Genomic DNA, 15,833 nt, shown 5'->3' on the forward strand with positions numbered 1-15,833 from the left:
GGTTGGCAGACACCCCGCTGCGGGAGGGGGCATCCCCCCTGTCTCCAACCCATTGAGCATATGTGTAAACCCCACCCCACCCGGCCTCCGGCCTCCTCACTCGCACCTTCGGTGCTCATGCTCCGGCCCTATGGGCCGTCGCACCCCACACCAGAGGGGCGGGGGCAGTACGTGGCGATATCCCCTCGAAATCCGTGGATGGAGTTATACAATGTTCCGGTCGGGACGATCACCGGACGGCACTGTCGGAGTTCAAGCGTCAGTGGACACAGATGCGAATCCCAAAAAAAAGCAATGCTAGTAGAGGGAACCCCAACTAAAACGTCATCCTCCCATCGATCCCCGTCTCCCCCGCGACCTCCCGGAACTCCGCGAGGTTCCGGAACGGCCGGCGGGCGGCGATGGTCGCGGCCCTCTTCTTGCCGACGCCGGGGATCCACCGGAGCGCCGCGACCGGGAGGGTGTTGATCTCCACCGGGCAGGGGAGGGCCGTCACCGACCGCATCCCCCAGTCCACCACGACTCCATCGAGCACGGTCTTTGCCGGGAGTTCGAGAGGGATCCCGACCAGGATCGGGTATGAGCCCATCTGCCGCCCGAAGGAGGGTTTTCCGGGGATCTCGATGACGATCTCCGAAAGAACGGTGCCCACGGGGAAGACCCTGCGGAGCATCGGTTCGTCGAAGTGCGTCCGCGTCCACTCCTTGAAGGCCCGAAACCGGGCGTCGTGGGCGCCGAGGGTGTTTGCCTCATACGCCGCCGTCCCCTCAAACGGCATCAGCTGCCGGATGTTCACCCGCCGGACCATGAGCCCGGCATCGAGCACGCGCTCGAGGAAGACCTGGTTGGCATCGAACGTCGCCGGCGTCTCCCCCGCAAGTCCGATGATGAAGTTCAAGCCCGGGAGGAGTTCGGGGACGCCGCGGGTCCGCTTCGCCCCGACGTCGTTTACGACCTCGATCGCGCGGAAAACGTCGTCCGGCATGGCCTTCAGGTTGTTTGCGGCCACCACCCCCGGGTCGGCGGTCTCCATCCCGAAGGCCGCGGTGTCGCCGGGGGTGTGGCCGGCGACGATTACTTCGAGCGCCGCCCGCGCCGCATCCTCGTGCCGGGCGATGGTGCCCGGGTTGATGTTGTCGATGTGCAGGGTTGCAAGGTCAGGAGCGCTCGTTCGGATGGCGACAAAGAGGTCCTCGAGCACCTCCGGGCGCGGTGCCGGGAACTCCCCGCCGGGGCTCTGGTAGGCCAGGAGATCCGGCTGCCGGCCGAGCCTGAAGTGGCGGGCGCCCGCCGCACGGAGCGCCGCCACCTCTTCCGCGATCCCCTCGATGCCCCGGTAGCGCGGGAGCCCGTAGAAGGGCTCGGTGCAGAAGGAGCATCCCCCGACCGTCGCCCGCGAGCACCCGGTCGCGGTCTCGAGTTCGCAGATCACGTGCGGGAATGCCGGATGCTCGCGTATGATTCCGGCGCCGGCCACGCACCAGGGGTCGGTCAGGGCGTAGTCGGCCGCACCGGCGGGTTCCCCGCCCGAGAGCCAGGAGTCGAGCGCGACCGCGGGCGACCCCGAGAGCGTGACGTCGAATCCGGCAATGGCCTGCCGGAGCGCCTTCCTCCCGCCTCCGGGAGCGTAGCCGAAGGCTATCGGCCCGCCGACTGCGGTGGTCGGGACCCGGAGCAGGGTTCCGAGCTGCTGGACCTCCGTCAGGGTCGCGGGCTTCCCTCCGATGTAGGCACCAGGTACGGTCATGCCGGCGATCATCACGACGAGATCTCCGTTGCCGGGTCCCGCGACCAGCGAGGGGTCGGACCGGACCTGGTCGATGGTGACGTAACGGGGGACGTAGCCGTGGACGGAGAGGACACCGGCGACTTCTCTCACGTAGGGGGAGATGTAGGGCGCGACGCCGAGGCACGCGGGTTCGTCGACATAGCCGTCGATGATGAGGGCGTTAGAGGTCATACCCGATCAGGCGAAGGAGTTCCCCCGCCCAGAAGAGCTTTCCCCGCTTGACGGGGTCGACGTTCCTGTCGGCGAGGTCGAACCCGATGATCCGGATCTGCGCCGCCCCAAGTTCGTTGGCGGCAAAGACCGCCCGGTCGCCGTCGGTGAACCCGCCGAAGTTGTGGACGGACGGAAGGGGTGCTGCCTGGGTGGTGGCGACGAGCGGGCCCGGGAGGAGGGGGACCCAGTGGCGGAGAAGCGGGATATTGTCGCCGTGGGCGTGCACGACCATCACCGTCCCCTGTCGGGAGAGGTCGATGAAGAGGTCGGTCGCCCCGTCAAGGTCGGTGAAGACCGCATCAGGCCGGATTTCGCGGCTGACAAGCACCTCGGCTGCGGCATCGGCGGCAAGCACCGTTCCCTCAACCTGGTCAAGTTCCTCCGCGAGACAGGGAGCGTTCCCGCAGACCGTCACCACTCTGTCCCGGATGAGCGCTTCGAGCAGCCCGACGTCGTCCCGGTCAGCCAGAACGCCAAGCTGGCGGGCGGCCGCCTCGTCCGCCTCGCGCTCAAACCCAAAATACTCAAGAATTGCGGTATAGTGAGGTTCCCAGTCTGCAAACCTCATTGCTTGCCCTCATTATTGTCGAGGCCTACGATGCTCGAGAATCGCTTGAGAATCGGGTCCATGACCAGGCCAAGCAGTTCCTCCTTCTCCTTCACCATCGAGAAGAAACTGAGCGGTATGATGGCGGCGGCCATCGTGGAATGCCCGCCCGCCTCACCGATAGGGCCGAACGCCTCAGCCATCACGTTCCCGAGATGGATCCGGATATCCTTGTTCCGGGCAGAGATGACGATGTTCTGGTCGCTGATGCCGTAGACCAGCGCTGTGTTCACGCCTTCAAGGTGAACCAGCATATCGGCTGCCTGCGGGAGAGCGTCGCGATTCCGGATGTAGCCGACGTTCGAGAAGAGATAGCCGCTCTTGATCCGCCGGTTCCGGATGGCGTTGCCTATGATCTCCACGGTCTCCTGCGACATGGACGGAGACGTGATCTTATCAAGGAGGTCCGAGTCGGTCAGGGGGAGGAGGAAGGCCGCGTAATTGAGGTCCTGCGGGGTGACGTTCCGCTTGAAGTCTCTTGTGTCGGCCCTGATGCCGTAGAGGAGCGCGGTTGCTACCGATTTGCTCACGGGGATATCGAGTTCCATCAGGTACTGGGTCAGGATGCTCGCCGTGGCGCCGACCCCCGGCCGGATATCGACGAAATCGGCGACGGTAGGAGGGTGTTCGCCGTTCTTGTGATGGTCGATGATGACATTGACCCGGGTGGTTTTGGGGAGTTCGTTGTTCACGCCGGGTCCGGACGAGTCGACCAGGGCGATGTAGTTGCACTCATCGAGGATCTGGGGAGTGAGCCGCTCCATCTTGATCTCCAGGAGATTGATGAACGCCCGGTTCTCCTGGTGCCCGATGTCTCCTTCGTAGACGATGCGGCAGTTGAGCTTGTTGTGGCTTGCGTGCCGGGCGATCATCGAGAGCGCCATGGCGCTCGAGATCGAGTCCGGGTCGGGATTTAAATGGGTGACGATGCAGAACGTCCCCTCCCAGGCGGCAAGCATGTCGTAGAGCCGCAGGGCAAGCCTTGACGACTGAAGCTGCCGGATGTGGTGGATGGCAGTCCGGGCCACCACCTCCTGCGGGTAGAGGACGATGTCGGCGCCCTCCTGCTGGAGAAGGTCGACGCTGACAGGGTCGGTGGCGCGCGCGATCACATAGGTCGCCGGGTAACGGTTCTTGATGGTCTTGAGTGCGGCCAGATTGGCTTCCCGGTCGTTCGCGAGGATGAACGCGACCTCCGGCACGGGCAGTCCGTCCATGAGATTCGGGTCCCGGAGGTCACGGACGAGCGCTTCGTATTTCTGGTCCCGGAGGTCCTCAACCCGCTTTTCGTCCTTATCAACGATGATGAGGTCCTCGCTCTCCTGCTCGAGCTCTTCCGCGACGTTATAGCCGGTGCTCCCGCACCCAAAAATGGTGTACTTGATACGTTCCTTTGAAACGTTCTGGACCGCCTCAGGCATGCGTACAATGGTGTAACTTCTCATAGTATTAAGGGATCTCATTTTGGCGATCTCCGGGAGGGTCCCGTAAGATTTATACATCTTCACGTGCTACATTATCAGGTCAGATGCATGGGCCTGTAGCTTAGTTCGGCAGAGCGACGGACTCTTAATCCGTAGGCCAAGGGTTCAAATCCCTTCAGGCCCGTCGAACACCCGATTCTTTCTATCATTTGCATCCGATCCCGGTAAGATTTCAGTGAGGGGTCAGCCGGCTCCGTGATCATCCTCCAGAGCGGTTCCTCCCGGCCGGGCGCCCGGTCATCCGGTCGACCCCCTCGGCCCTCCGCCCGCACCACGGTCTCTCGTGAGAGGCTGAGGGTCGCGATCTGGACGCGGTTTCGGAGCCACCTATATGCCACAGATATATAAACCCTGCTCAGGTGGAAGACCCAAGGAGCGCTATGTGAGGGCAAGGGATCGCCGGGAGCTCTCCCGTTCCCCACCCCCACCAGGGGCCAGACGGCCACGTCGAAAAAAAGGGAAATAAGCCGAATTCCTGCGGCGAGCCGGGAAGGCGGTTGTACCCGACCGCCTGCCGGGCTATCCTCCTGACCCGCTCCTGGTCTACCGTATCCAGGCTAGAGGGGGGCCGTCCTCCCGTTACGGCCAGCCGTTACCGTCCGATCATCAGGAGCATCTCTTCGAGCGTGGGGTAGTGCGATTCGATCCGCTCGATCGTTGCGCCGTCGGCCGCGAGCGCCGCGGTCGTCCGGTTCAACTCCTCGATGGAGCGTGCCTCGGCGAGATATCGGCCGTTCTCAGTCGTATGACGGACTGATGTGGCGAAGGCCGCAGGGTCGGGGGGAACCCGGAAGAAGACCTGATAGGTGATCGAGCCGAAGGTCTCCCTGAGTTCGGGCATGGTGCCGCCGGCCACCACCCTCCCCCGGCGCAGGATCAGGACGAGGTCGCAGACCTCCTCCACCTGGAAGAGGTTGTGGGCCGAGAAGATCACCGTCTTCTCCTCCTCCCGGAGGCCTTTGACATACTCGAGCACCGACCGCGAGGTCATGGGGTCGAGGCCGGAGGTGGGCTCGTCGTAGATGAGCAGCCCCGGGTCATGCATCAGCGACCTCGCGATGGCAACCTTGCGCTTCATTCCCTTCGAGAGCTCCCCGATCTTCTTCCCATCGGGCTCAAGCGCGAGCGAAGCGAGGAGGTCGTCGCGCCGCGCCCGGATGGCCGCCTTCGGGAGGCCGTAGATCTCGCCGAAGAACGCCAGGTATGCATCCGCGGTCATCGTCTCATAGAGCCGCGACTCCTCGGGGAGGTAGCCCAGGTTCTGCTTCAGGTCGAGCGGCCTTCTCACGACGTCCACCCCGCCGATCTCGAGGCTTCCTGCCGTCGGGGTGATAAGGCCGGCCATGATCTTCAGGAGCGTCGTCTTGCCGGCCCCGTTATGCCCGATCACCCCGAGTATCCGTGCGTCGTCCAGGTCGAAGGAGACGCCGTCGAGGGCCGGGAAGTTACCGTAATGTTTGATAAGAGAGCGGGCGGCAATCATCGGATCCCTCTATGGCTCCGATGACTACTAATAGGTTGCTGCACAGAGGTAGAGCTCTCCGAAGCCTTCTGGGATTACCATGAGTCTCGCTTCCTCCATCCGGACGATCGCCACCTGGGAGTTGAACCGGTCGATGACCACGATGGGACGAGACATCCTGCCGCTCGCGGCGGGGTTGCTCACCCTTCTGGTGCTGGTGACCGCGTTTACCGCGCAGAGCGGTGTCCACATGCAGGACGGCATCTACCGCATCGGCATCGACGACCCCGACGTTGCCCGGGTCGTCGCCCCCGATAGCCGTTTCATCACCGACCTCGCCGACGGCACGACCCTCCGGGAGAACCGGTTCGCGTACGATATCCTCATCCTGAATCGGGTGGTATACGTCGCCGAGACGGAGAAAGGGCGGGCGGCCGCGAAGACCCTCGAGCGCGACTACGAGTCCTACGTCGCCCGCGTGGCCGCCGGGGAGCCCGACCTCTTCGCCGGCTACCCGCTCTGGATCGACCTCCAGTATATCAGGAGCGAGATCGACTTCCTGGCGACCCAGAGCGGGCAGCAGGTCGGCGCCCCGGCAACCACCCCCGTCTCTCCCACCCCCCAGGACCCGGCCGAAGCCGTGACCCTGCCGCCGGCGACCGCCCCGCTCTCCGAGGACGACCTCCGTGAGCGGGTCGCAGAGGCGGGAAGTGATCACCCCCTCGCCCGCTACACCGGCCTTATCTCGGCGGGCGGGATGGGGGAGCGGCTCCAGACACCATCGGAACTCTCGCCCCCGCTCCCCTTCGACGCGCTCGTTCTGGTCTTCGTCTTCATCTTTCCCCTCTACTTCACCTCCCAGTTCTTCATGATGAGCGTCATGAACGAACGGGTAGGAAGGGCCGGGGAACCACTCCTCGCCGCCCCCGTCAGGCCTCTTGCCATCGTCATCGGGAAGGCGCTCCCCTACTTCGGGATCATGCTCTTCGTCTCGACCGCCATCACCCTCTTCATCGGAGCCCCGCTCACGATCCTCCTCCCGCTCATCCCGGTCGTCATCTTCTTCCTCGCAAACGCCCTGATCATGGGGATGGCCGCCCGGAGTTTCAAGGAGCTCTCGTTTGTCTCGATCTTCTTCTCGACCCTCGCCACGTCGTACCTCTTCTTCCCGACGGTCTTTGCAAACACCCATGTCATCAGCATCATCTCCCCCCTCACCCTGGTCGTCCTCGAGCTCCAGGGTGAGGGGTTCACTGCCATGGAGTACGTCTACTCGACAGCGCTCTTCGTCACCACGAGCATCATCCTCTTCTACGTCGGAACCGTGAACTTCCGCGAGGAGCGCCTCTTCTCGGAGAAGACCCTCACATCAAGGCTCGCAGACTTCGTCTCGGGCGGGATCAGCCGCGACCACCCGCACCTCTCGCTCTTCCTCATCGCCGCCTTCACCATACCGTTCGTCTTCATGGCCCAGATGATGACGCTCGTCCTCTTCTTCAACTTCCCGATGCCGCTCTCTCTCGTCCTCCTGACGGTCTCTGCAGCGTTCATCGAGGAGGTTGCCAAATCGGTCGGGCTCTACGCGGTGGCACGGGAGCGCCCGGGATTCCTCACGGTAAAGAACCTGCTCATCGGGGCGGTGGCCATCGGGTCTGGCTTTCTCGTGGGAGAGAAACTCCTCCTCTTTGCCACGCTCGTCCAGATCACCGAGTCGATCTTCGGGAACATCCTCTTCACATCGCTCCAGGTGCTCTGGATGCCGCTCCTCCTCCACATCGCGGGAGTGCTGATCACCGGTACCTTCCTCATGATCGGGGGGCGGCGCGCCTATCTGCCCGGGCTCCTCGTGGCGAGCCTGGTGCACTGCCTCTACAACCTCTACTTCCTTGCGGGGGTGCTCCTGTGAACGTTCGCCATATCGGTCTTATTGCAAAGAAGGAGTTCTTCGGGCTCTCTTCGGAGAAGACGATCGTCTTTGCCATCCTCCTGCAGGTCTTCATCGCCATGTTTTCTTCGTTCCTGATGGTGGGGCTCACCACCATGTACGACCCGGAGGCGATCGAGGGCTACTCGACGGGCACCTACGGCATCGGGTACGTGGGAGCGGATTCACCGCTCATCGACGAGTTTGAGAAACGCCCGGACCTCGTCCTCCACCGGATGGGCCTTGATGCGGCGCTCGCGGCGCTCTACGATCGAAGGGTGGCAGCGGTCGTCTACGTCCCGGATACGCCGCCGGACGCGGAAGGACCGGTCACGCTCACGCTCTACCTCATCCAGAACGACCTGCAGTCGAGTGTCATCAACGTCAAGCTCAAAGAGGTCCTCCAGGGCTACGAGGAGGAACTCAGGGAGGTCCGGGCCGACCGGAGGATCTCCTTTCCCGTCGACCTGAAGATCCCTGAGTCAAGCGGCGGCGAGAACTTCTTTGAGTTCGTCTACGGCCTCCTCATCCCGCTGCTCGTCCTCCTTCCGGCAGTCGTCTCAGCAGCCTTGATCATCGATCTCATCACCGAGGAGTACCAGCGGCAGACCCTTGAGACGCTCATGTCCACGCCGGTCACGTTCGGGGAGATGGTCTGGGGGAAGGTCGCCGCCTGTGCAGTCCTGGTCCCGGTCCAGGCCGGAGCATGGCTCCTCCTCCTTCAGGCAAACGGCATCGCGGTCAATAACGCCGCTCCTATCCTCCTCCACGCCTCGGTGGGGGGACTCTTCCTCATCCTGCTCGGGGTCCTGATCGCCCTCCACTACCGGGAGCGGACCAGTGCCCAGTTCATCTTCTCGACGGCGCTCGTCGTCGTCTTCCTCTTCGTCATTGCCGTCCCGTACAACCCCTTCAACCTCATCGTCCGGCTTGCCGTGGATACCGCAAGCCCGGCCCACTGGCTGGTCCTCGCGCTGGTCGCGTCCGCGACGGCGCTCCTCGGGTGGGCCGCGACGGCCTTCGCACGGCGGGTCGGAGAAACTGCCTCGGGAGCCAGGTGAAGAGGGGCCGCTCGAGTCGCCCGGACCGTGCACGGCACGGGCTCATCCGGGGAAGGGGTTCAGGCGTGGCGGCGCGTTCTCCGATTTCAATTCATGATAAAGTATATATCCAATATTATGCAATTAGGCCCATCGATGACCCACCTCCACTACCTCAATACGACCTGTGCAGTCTGCGGCGAGTCCTGCCGGTTCACTATACCCGAGGCCGCCGGCAGCGTCGGGTCACGGGACCTCGACACCCGCCCTGCCGAACCCCTGCGGTCCACCATCTACGCCTGGGTGAAACGGTGCCCTTCCTGCGGCTACTGTGCCCCCGACCCGGGCCAGGCCCCGGAGGGGGCGGCCGACGTGGTGAAACTCCCGCGCTACCGCTGGCAACTCGACTCCCGGAAGTTCCCGAAGATAGCGAACACCTTCCTCTGCTGGTCGATCATCCAGGAGGACCTCGGTGTCCCGGCCCAAGCAGCGTGGGCATCCCTCCACGCCGCCTGGATCTGCGACGACGAGAAGGAGGATGTACCCGCCCGGGTCTGCCGGAAACGCGCCGCCGATCTTCTGCAGCGGGCGTGGAACCAGGGCGAACGGCTGGCTTCCCAGGCGGGAGCGGACGAAGCACTCCTCGCGGACCTGCTCCGCAGGGCGGGCAGACTCAGGGAGGCCCGTGCCGTGGTGAAGGAGACGCTGGACCAGAACCCGCAGCCCGTGATCGCCGATATCATGCGGCTTCAGGCCCGGCTGATCGCCGCATCGGACCGGGGCGCCCACACCGTCGCCGAAGCCCGGCGGTTCAGGCAGCCGACGCCGCTCTGACCGGGGACCGACGAAACCCCACCATTTGAATACTGTTGTGCCGATACTGTATCATGGACATCACGATCTTCTCCCCCGGCATCTACACCTACGGCGCCATGCTGATCGGCGGCGTCCTCCGCGACGCGGGCCACCAGGTGACCCTCACCCGGACACCCGGTGCCCCGGCCGGTTCGCTCCTCCTCGCGAGCCTCTTCTCGACCCAGCACCTCCTCGACCCCGCGATCAGGGAGGCTATCCGGACTCACCGCGAACGGGGAGGGACGGTCTACGTCGGGGGACCGGTCTCAGCCGCCCCCGGGATAGTGCTCGGGGAACTCGCTCCCGATGCGGTGGTCGTCGGCGAGGGTGAGGAGACCGTGGTCCGCCTCGTCGAGGAGGGGGTCTCGGCTAACCTCCCGGGGATAGCCTACCTCGACGGCGAACGGGTGGTCGTGACGCCGCCTGCCCCGCCGGCGCCGATCGACCGGCCGCTCCCCCTGGTCCCGGACGATATCGGGAGCCAGAGCATCCGGGGCGCAAGTGCCTATATCGAGACCCACCGGGGGTGCATCGGGGGATGCACCTTCTGTCAGGTGCCCCGGTTCTTCGGGAGGAAGATCCGGAGCCGGAACCTTGCGAGCATCATCGAAGAGGTGAAGGCCTTCAAAGCAGCCGGGGCCACACGGCTCTCGGTCTCCGGGGGGACCGGGTCGCTCTACGGCTCCCACGAGGGGGAGATGAACCCGGATTCCTTCATCAGCCTCCTCCGGGGGATGGCGGAGGTGATGGGGCCTCGAAACGTCTCCTCACCCGACATCCGCGTGGACTGCATCACCGACGAGGTTCTGGACGCTATCCGGCGGTATACCATAGGATGGGTCTTCTTCGGGATCGAGTCGGGGAGCGAACGGGTGCTCCGGCTGATGGGCAAGGGGGCGGCCGTCCGGCAGGTCGAGGAGGCGGTGGAGCGGTGCCGGGAGCACAACCTCCGGGTTGCGGGAAGTTTCATCGTCGGCTACCCGGGAGAGGCGAAGCGGGACTACGAGGCGACCAAAGACCTGATCGCCAGACTCTCTCTCGACGATGTCTTCGTGAGCAGCGCCGAGCCCATACCCGGGACGCCGCTCGCCGACCTCGCGGTCAGGACACCCCGCGAGAAGAATCCGGCTTTTGTGCCACACACCGGGGAGTACCGGGCGCTCGGTATCACCGAGAGTGAGGCCCGGGCTTTTGACTTGATGATGCATGCCGATATGTTCCGCCCGCAGGTACGGCTCGTGACCGACGCGGTCTACGACACGTACCTTGCCGAGGCAAAGAAGCAGGGGCGGGACATCAGGGCGGCAACCGAAATGCTCCTCCGGTACTCGCGGACCGGAGCCTGAGTCCCGGGCAGGCAGCCCCCTAATTTCTTTCCCAACCCGGATCCCGCCGGGTTCTCACGAGCAGGAAACCCTTAAGTATCCTCGATCCTCTACCCCCCCTGCCTTGAAGGGGTACCCCTTCGCAGGTGAACAAACAGGAGGTAGATTCGATTGGCGGAGAGACAGACAGGGTCGGTGCTGGAGACCCGGCCGAGGCTGGAAGATACGATAGAACTGATGCGGGCACACGACATCAGGGACATAAAGGTACAGAACCCGGAAGGAGAGAACCTTGGCGATATCAGCGATGTCGCTATCGACCGCGATACCGGTTGTATCGCGTACGCAGTCCTCTCTCACGGCGGGATCCTCGGGTTTGGCGAGAAACACTTCGCCATTCCCTGGGAGGCGGTCCGCACCCGCCCGGGGGAGAGGGTCGCTGTTGTGGATGCGGATAAGCGGAGACTGGACAGTGATCCCGGGTTTTCCCGGGACAGGATGCCTCACGAAGGCGACTGGGGCCTGGTCAGGACGCCACCTCCGGTGCGGGAGACGGTAGAGTCCTCGCCCCCCGTTGTGGGGAGGGAGGTCCCACCGGCACGAGAAACGAGCACGATGGGGGTAGCGGCAGGAGCGGCAGCGACAGGAGCAGCGGCAGCGACAGCCGCGAGATCTACGCTTCAGAAGGAGGAGATCCCGCCGACACGGGAGACCAGCACGACAGCAGCGGCGGCAGGAGCAACGGCAGCGACAGCGGCAAGATCCACCCTCCAGAGAGACGAGAGAGATATCCCGCAGCCGGCGGTCCAGACGGTCGCAAAGGGTTGGGGTGGCGAACAGAGGGCGCATACGCCCGAGGAGAGGGCAACCCCGTTCCCCGCCCGGACCGGCGAGAGCGTCGTGGAGGAGATCCCGAGGGAGCGCCCGGCAGAGATGGAGGCCCGGCGTCCGGAGACCGTCGTGGAGGAGGTCCGCGAGGAGGTGCCAGAGACCCGGGGGAGAGCGCCATCCGCTGCACGCCTCTCGGCCGCCGACCTGCAGACCTACCTCAAGGGCATAGATTACCCGGTGGGCAGGCAGGATCTCGTCACTCACGCGCAGAAGAACAACGCCCCTGAAAGCGTCATCACAACCCTTGAGGGGTTCAGCGACCGGACCTACCAGTCTGCCGCCGACGTGAGCATGGAGTTCGGGAGCGAGACCCGCGGCAGGCACCCGGCCGGAATGGAGACCACCTCTGAGGAGAGCCGCACGGAACCGGCCCGGACAGCCCCTTCCCGGGGGCACCTCTCCGCCGCCGACCTGCAGACCTACCTCAAGGGTATAGACTACCCGGCGAGCAAGCAGGACCTGATCGCCCATGCCCGGAAGAACAATGCCCCGGAGGACGCGATCATGACATTCGAGCAGTTTGGCGAGCAGACCTACCGGTCCGCTACCGACGTGAGCGCAGAGTTCGGCAGAGGGGGCCGGATAGAGCACCCGGTTGAGACGGCAGTCCCGAGCGGGAGAACCGGCGCAGTGGAGACCCACGGGGAGTCCACCGCGTCCCGGAGAGCGGCGCCGTCCCTCAAGCATCTCTCGGCTGCCGACCTGCAGACCTACCTCAAGGGTATGGATTATCCGGCGGGCAGAGAGGACCTCGTCACCCACGCGCGGAAGAACGATGCTCCGGAGGATGTGATCGCGGCGCTCGAACAGTTCAGTGACCGGTCCTACCAGTCCGCCGCTGATGTGAGCACGGAGTTCGGCAAGATCAAGCGCTAGAGGAGAACTCCTCATTGCGGGAGGCAGTCGGAAAAGATCCTCGCCTCCCGCCTCGCGAGACCCTTTCTCCGGCAGAGAGGACCCCGCCGGCGCCCCGGTACCGGGGCCGGGGAGGACTTAAATAGTCGCAGCACGCATCGCCCGCCCTACGCGGAGGTGAAGATCACCTTCGGGGTTACTGAAGTTGAGGTGATTGTAATGGCGGAAACGATTCTTGAGCAGCAGGTGCGGAGGACGGAGGGGCAGGAGTTCCTCCCGTCCGAGGATGTCGTGGGAAAGCGGGTCAAGAACCCTGAGGGCTACGATCTCGGGGAGATCTCAAGCCTGCGGGTCAGTCTGCCCACGGGAAAGGTAGTGTACGCGGTGCTCAGGGTCGGGGGCATGTTCGGTCTTGGGGCGAAGCACTTCGCGGTCCCTATCGAGGCTATGGTCTACCGGCCGGGGGACGACGTCTTTGTCGTGAACATCAGCAAGCATACGATCGACAACGAGTCCGGGTTCTCGGAGAATGAGTGGCCAAGGGAAGCGAACTGGGGCCTGATCGAGTCGAGACGCCCCATGGCCCCCCCCAGCCAGGAAGAAGCGCGGGCCGTGACCCGGACGGAGGCCCCTCCCCGTGAGGTCGTCACTACGGAACGGGTGGAGATCCGGGAACGGGCCGCCCGCGAGGGGATGCCGATAACAGCGAGTGAAGTGGAGGGAAGCACTGAGGTGACGAAACCGGTGACGGGGGTTTCTCCGCTGGGGACCGTCACGGCGGAGAAGGTGGAGGTCCGGGAGAAGCCCGCAACCGTGGTAGAGGAGGTGCGGCCTGCAACAGAGACACGCGCTTCAACGGTTGAGAGGCCTGTTACGGCCGGCGGCCCGTCCATCAGGCACCTCTCGGCTGCCGACCTGCAGGTCTACCTCAAGGGCATGGACTACCCGGCGGGCAGAGAGGACCTGATCACCCATGCCCGGAAGAACGATGCTCCGGAGAGTGTGATTACAGCACTCGAACTGTTCAGCGACCGGACCTACCAGTCAGCTGCCGATGTGAGCACGGAGTTCGGGAAGGTCAAATAACCTTCACCCTCTTTTGAGAAGACCCCGCACGCTACAGGAGAAGGTGTGTCTGCACCGTACTCCGCCCGCCGAACATGAGGTGGCGCCCGGCAGTCTTTCCCCGGATACCTGCCCGTGCAAGGTCGGTCGGGCCGGAGAACGGCCGCTCCCTCCGGCAGGCGAGGATCCGGTCCACCCCCTTCGGCCCTATCCCGGGGACCCGGAGGAGGTCGCGGCGTGGAGCGGTGTTGACGTTCACCGGACCCCGGGAGGCCGCAAGGACCTCTTTTGGGTCGCGGTTCGGGAAAAACCCCTCTTCATCGAGGACCTCCCGGAGTTCGTCGGCCGCAACACCGTAGTCACGGAGCAGGTAATCGGTCTGGTACCACCGCCGCGCCCGCCAGACCGGGGTATCGGGATGCGAGGCAAGAGGGGTTCCCGGCAGGGCGCGAAACGCAGCAAAGTAGACCCGGGAGGGCCTGACCCGCCGGTACTGGTCGGTGAGGCAGGCGAGGATCTCCGCATCGGTCTCGTCCGCCGCCCCGACGACGAGCTGGGTGGTATGGCCACCCGGTTTCTCCTCCGCCACCCAGGCCTGGCGCTTCAGGATATCCTGGCGGTAATCCTTCACCCCGGCGATCCCCCCGAGACGGTCGGGGGACGTTGCCTCCAGGTTGATGCTGATCCTGTCCGCAACCCGGGCGGCGTCATGGATATCCGCCCGGGTAGCCCCGGGGAGGACCTTCAGGTGGAGGTAGCCGTTATACCCTCGCCGCCGCAGGATCTCCCCCGTCTCCACGATATCGTGCATCACAGAATCTACGTCCCGAGCGATACCGGAACTCAGGAAGAGGCCTTCAACGAGGTTCTCCCGCCAGAGGCGAAGGAAGGCGTCTACGAGTTCTCCCGGGGAGAACGAGAGGTGCTCCCGTTCGAGGCGGACGGCACAGTAAGCGCAGTCGTAGGCACAGGTGCCGTGGAGGAGGACCTTGAGCATCTGCCCGCACCCCCCCGCCCGGTGGGTGTAGGTGAGATGATACGCAGCAGAGAGGGGCCGGATACACTCTCCGGGGCAGCAGAGGTCGAACCTCCCGGCGGCGGTAAGGCGAGTGAGTTTCTGTTCCGCAACGGACATAACCAGGGTTTCGGCCCGGCGGGAAGAAGAAACGATGCCGTGCGCGGAGCGAAAGTGTAAGCGGAAGGGTATGGAGGTGCCTCCGGTGCAAGCCGCAAAACTCAATATGGAGATCCATTATGTATTGTGAGGGCTATAGTAACCCCGGGAAACAATGTTTAGTCCTCTACACGATCAGAAAAATCAGAAGACCTATCGATCACGCACCGGTGCCGGGAAGACCACAACCCGGCATCCGGCAAAGAACATTCCTCCAGAACGCCAGGGGCAGGCAGGATCTCGTCTGTACCAGGATGCCCATGCCGACACCACTGCGATGCTCGGAAGAAGCCTGGTCCACCACGGCCCGTTCAACGACCGGGCCTATCTCTTCCGCCTGGACCCAGCGGACGTCCCGGGGATCGCTGGCCGGCTCCTCGCGCTTGCCAGAGGCCGGGGCTACTCGCGGGTATTCGCACGGGTTCCTGCCCCGGCATGCGGCCACTTCATATCGTCCGGTTACCTGCCCCGGGCACGGATTCCCGGGCTCTACCGGGGAGAGGTGGACGGCTACTACCTGGCAGCCTACCGTGACCCTCTCCAGGGCAACTGGCAGGACGGGATCGATGACGTCCTTGCGGTGGCAGAAGAGAAGGGCCGGAAGGGTGCCGCGAGTACGCCGCTCGAGCCTGAGTTCACCTGCACCCCCGCCACGCCGGCGGATGCCCCGGCGCTCGCGACCATCTACCGAAAGGTGTTCGTGACCTATCCGGTCCCCGTCCAGGACCCGGCCTACCTCGCGCGGGAGATGCACCACAACCTGCACTGCTTCTGCATCCGCGATGGCGAGAAGATCGCCGCGATCGCCTCTGCTGCCGTTGACCCGGAGAGCAAATTTGCGGAGATGACCGGATTTGCCACGTTACCGGAGTACCAGGGCTGCGGGTTTTCAGATCACCTCCTGCGGCAGATGGAGGCGAAGATGCGTTCAATCGGGATAAAGACCGCATTCGCCATCGCCCGGGCCCGTTCATACCCGGCAAACATCATCTTTGCCCGGACCGGTTACACCCACGCGGGGACGGTTCCCGGCTGCGTCAACATATGCGGCTCGCTTGAGGATATGAGCGTCTGGTACAGGCTACTTGATGGCAGAATGGCAGCACCCCCACGGGGCACCTCCGGTCCGACCGGAGATGCTTGAGGAAA

General features: G+C 64.3%; 12 protein-coding genes and 1 tRNA gene. 8 read left to right on the forward strand and 5 right to left on the reverse strand.

Annotated features, from left to right (window positions below; translation table 11 throughout):
• Window positions 1-316: 316 nt before the first annotated feature.
• Genes V6K60_RS12040 through V6K60_RS12050 form a run of 3 tightly spaced genes read right to left on the reverse strand, consistent with a single transcriptional unit; the run spans window position 317 to window position 4,030 of the window.
• Window positions 317-1,960: a radical SAM protein gene (locus V6K60_RS12040; protein WP_332450769.1), complete on the reverse strand. Its 1,644-nt coding sequence runs from the start codon at window positions 1,958-1,960 to the stop codon at window positions 317-319.
• A complete protein-coding gene (locus V6K60_RS12045; protein ID WP_332450770.1) occupies window positions 1,950-2,570 on the reverse strand; it encodes a 6-hydroxymethylpterin diphosphokinase MptE-like protein in 621 nt (206 codons plus the stop codon). The genes V6K60_RS12040 and V6K60_RS12045 overlap by 11 nt, the downstream gene beginning before the upstream one ends.
• Window positions 2,567-4,030: a DHH family phosphoesterase gene (locus V6K60_RS12050; RefSeq protein ID WP_332450772.1), complete on the reverse strand. Its 1,464-nt coding sequence runs from the start codon at window positions 4,028-4,030 to the stop codon at window positions 2,567-2,569. Before V6K60_RS12050 ends, V6K60_RS12045 begins: the two co-directional genes overlap by 4 nt.
• A 113-nt stretch (window positions 4,031-4,143) precedes the next feature.
• Between V6K60_RS12050 and V6K60_RS12055 the strand changes: the two genes are divergently transcribed.
• Window positions 4,144-4,217, forward strand: a tRNA-Lys gene (locus tag V6K60_RS12055).
• 468 nt (window positions 4,218-4,685) lie between these two features.
• Here the strand turns inward: V6K60_RS12055 and V6K60_RS12060 are convergent.
• The gene (locus V6K60_RS12060) at window positions 4,686-5,576 is read right to left on the reverse strand and encodes an ABC transporter ATP-binding protein (RefSeq protein WP_332450773.1); all 891 of its coding nucleotides are present in this window, start codon (window positions 5,574-5,576) and stop codon (window positions 4,686-4,688) included.
• Between the two features lie 79 nt (window positions 5,577-5,655).
• On the opposite strand from V6K60_RS12060, the gene V6K60_RS12065 reads away from it, so the two are divergent.
• The 6 genes from V6K60_RS12065 to V6K60_RS12090 all read left to right on the forward strand — a co-directional run bounded on the left by V6K60_RS12065 (window position 5,656) and on the right by V6K60_RS12090 (window position 13,531).
• Entirely contained in the window at window positions 5,656-7,461 is a 1,806-nt protein-coding gene (locus tag V6K60_RS12065) for a PrsW family intramembrane metalloprotease (RefSeq protein WP_332450774.1), read from the forward strand.
• Window positions 7,458-8,540 (forward strand): ABC transporter permease, encoded by a 1,083-nt coding sequence (locus tag V6K60_RS12070; RefSeq protein ID WP_332450775.1) that lies wholly within the window; start codon window positions 7,458-7,460, stop codon window positions 8,538-8,540. The genes V6K60_RS12065 and V6K60_RS12070 overlap by 4 nt, the downstream gene beginning before the upstream one ends.
• A gap of 135 nt (window positions 8,541-8,675) precedes the next feature.
• Window positions 8,676-9,353, forward strand: a complete 678-nt coding sequence (locus V6K60_RS12075) for a hypothetical protein (RefSeq protein WP_332450776.1) — start codon at window positions 8,676-8,678, stop codon at window positions 9,351-9,353.
• 53 nt (window positions 9,354-9,406) lie between these two features.
• On the forward strand, window positions 9,407-10,720 hold the full coding sequence (locus tag V6K60_RS12080) for a methyl-coenzyme M reductase glutamine C-methyltransferase (protein WP_332450777.1): 1,314 nt from the start codon (window positions 9,407-9,409) through the stop codon (window positions 10,718-10,720).
• 150 nt (window positions 10,721-10,870) lie between these two features.
• Complete coding sequence (locus tag V6K60_RS12085) at window positions 10,871-12,466, forward strand: DUF2795 domain-containing protein (protein ID WP_332450778.1); 1,596 nt, start codon at window positions 10,871-10,873, stop codon at window positions 12,464-12,466.
• A gap of 198 nt (window positions 12,467-12,664) precedes the next feature.
• Entirely contained in the window at window positions 12,665-13,531 is an 867-nt protein-coding gene (locus V6K60_RS12090) for a DUF2795 domain-containing protein (RefSeq protein WP_332450779.1), read from the forward strand.
• Window positions 13,532-13,562: 31 nt separating this feature from the next.
• On the opposite strand, the gene V6K60_RS12095 is transcribed toward V6K60_RS12090, so the two are convergent.
• Window positions 13,563-14,645, reverse strand: coding sequence for a radical SAM protein (locus tag V6K60_RS12095; protein WP_332450780.1), 1,083 nt, complete (start codon window positions 14,643-14,645; stop codon window positions 13,563-13,565).
• A gap of 154 nt (window positions 14,646-14,799) precedes the next feature.
• Here V6K60_RS12095 and ablB point away from each other — a divergent pair, with 154 nt between their 5' ends.
• A complete protein-coding gene (gene ablB / locus V6K60_RS12100) occupies window positions 14,800-15,828 on the forward strand; it encodes a putative beta-lysine N-acetyltransferase (protein ID WP_332450781.1) in 1,029 nt (342 codons plus the stop codon).
• Window positions 15,829-15,833 lie beyond the last annotated feature (5 nt).

The organism is Methanoculleus sp., assembly GCF_036677455.1.
Classification (GTDB): Archaea; Halobacteriota; Methanomicrobia; order Methanomicrobiales; family Methanoculleaceae; genus Methanoculleus.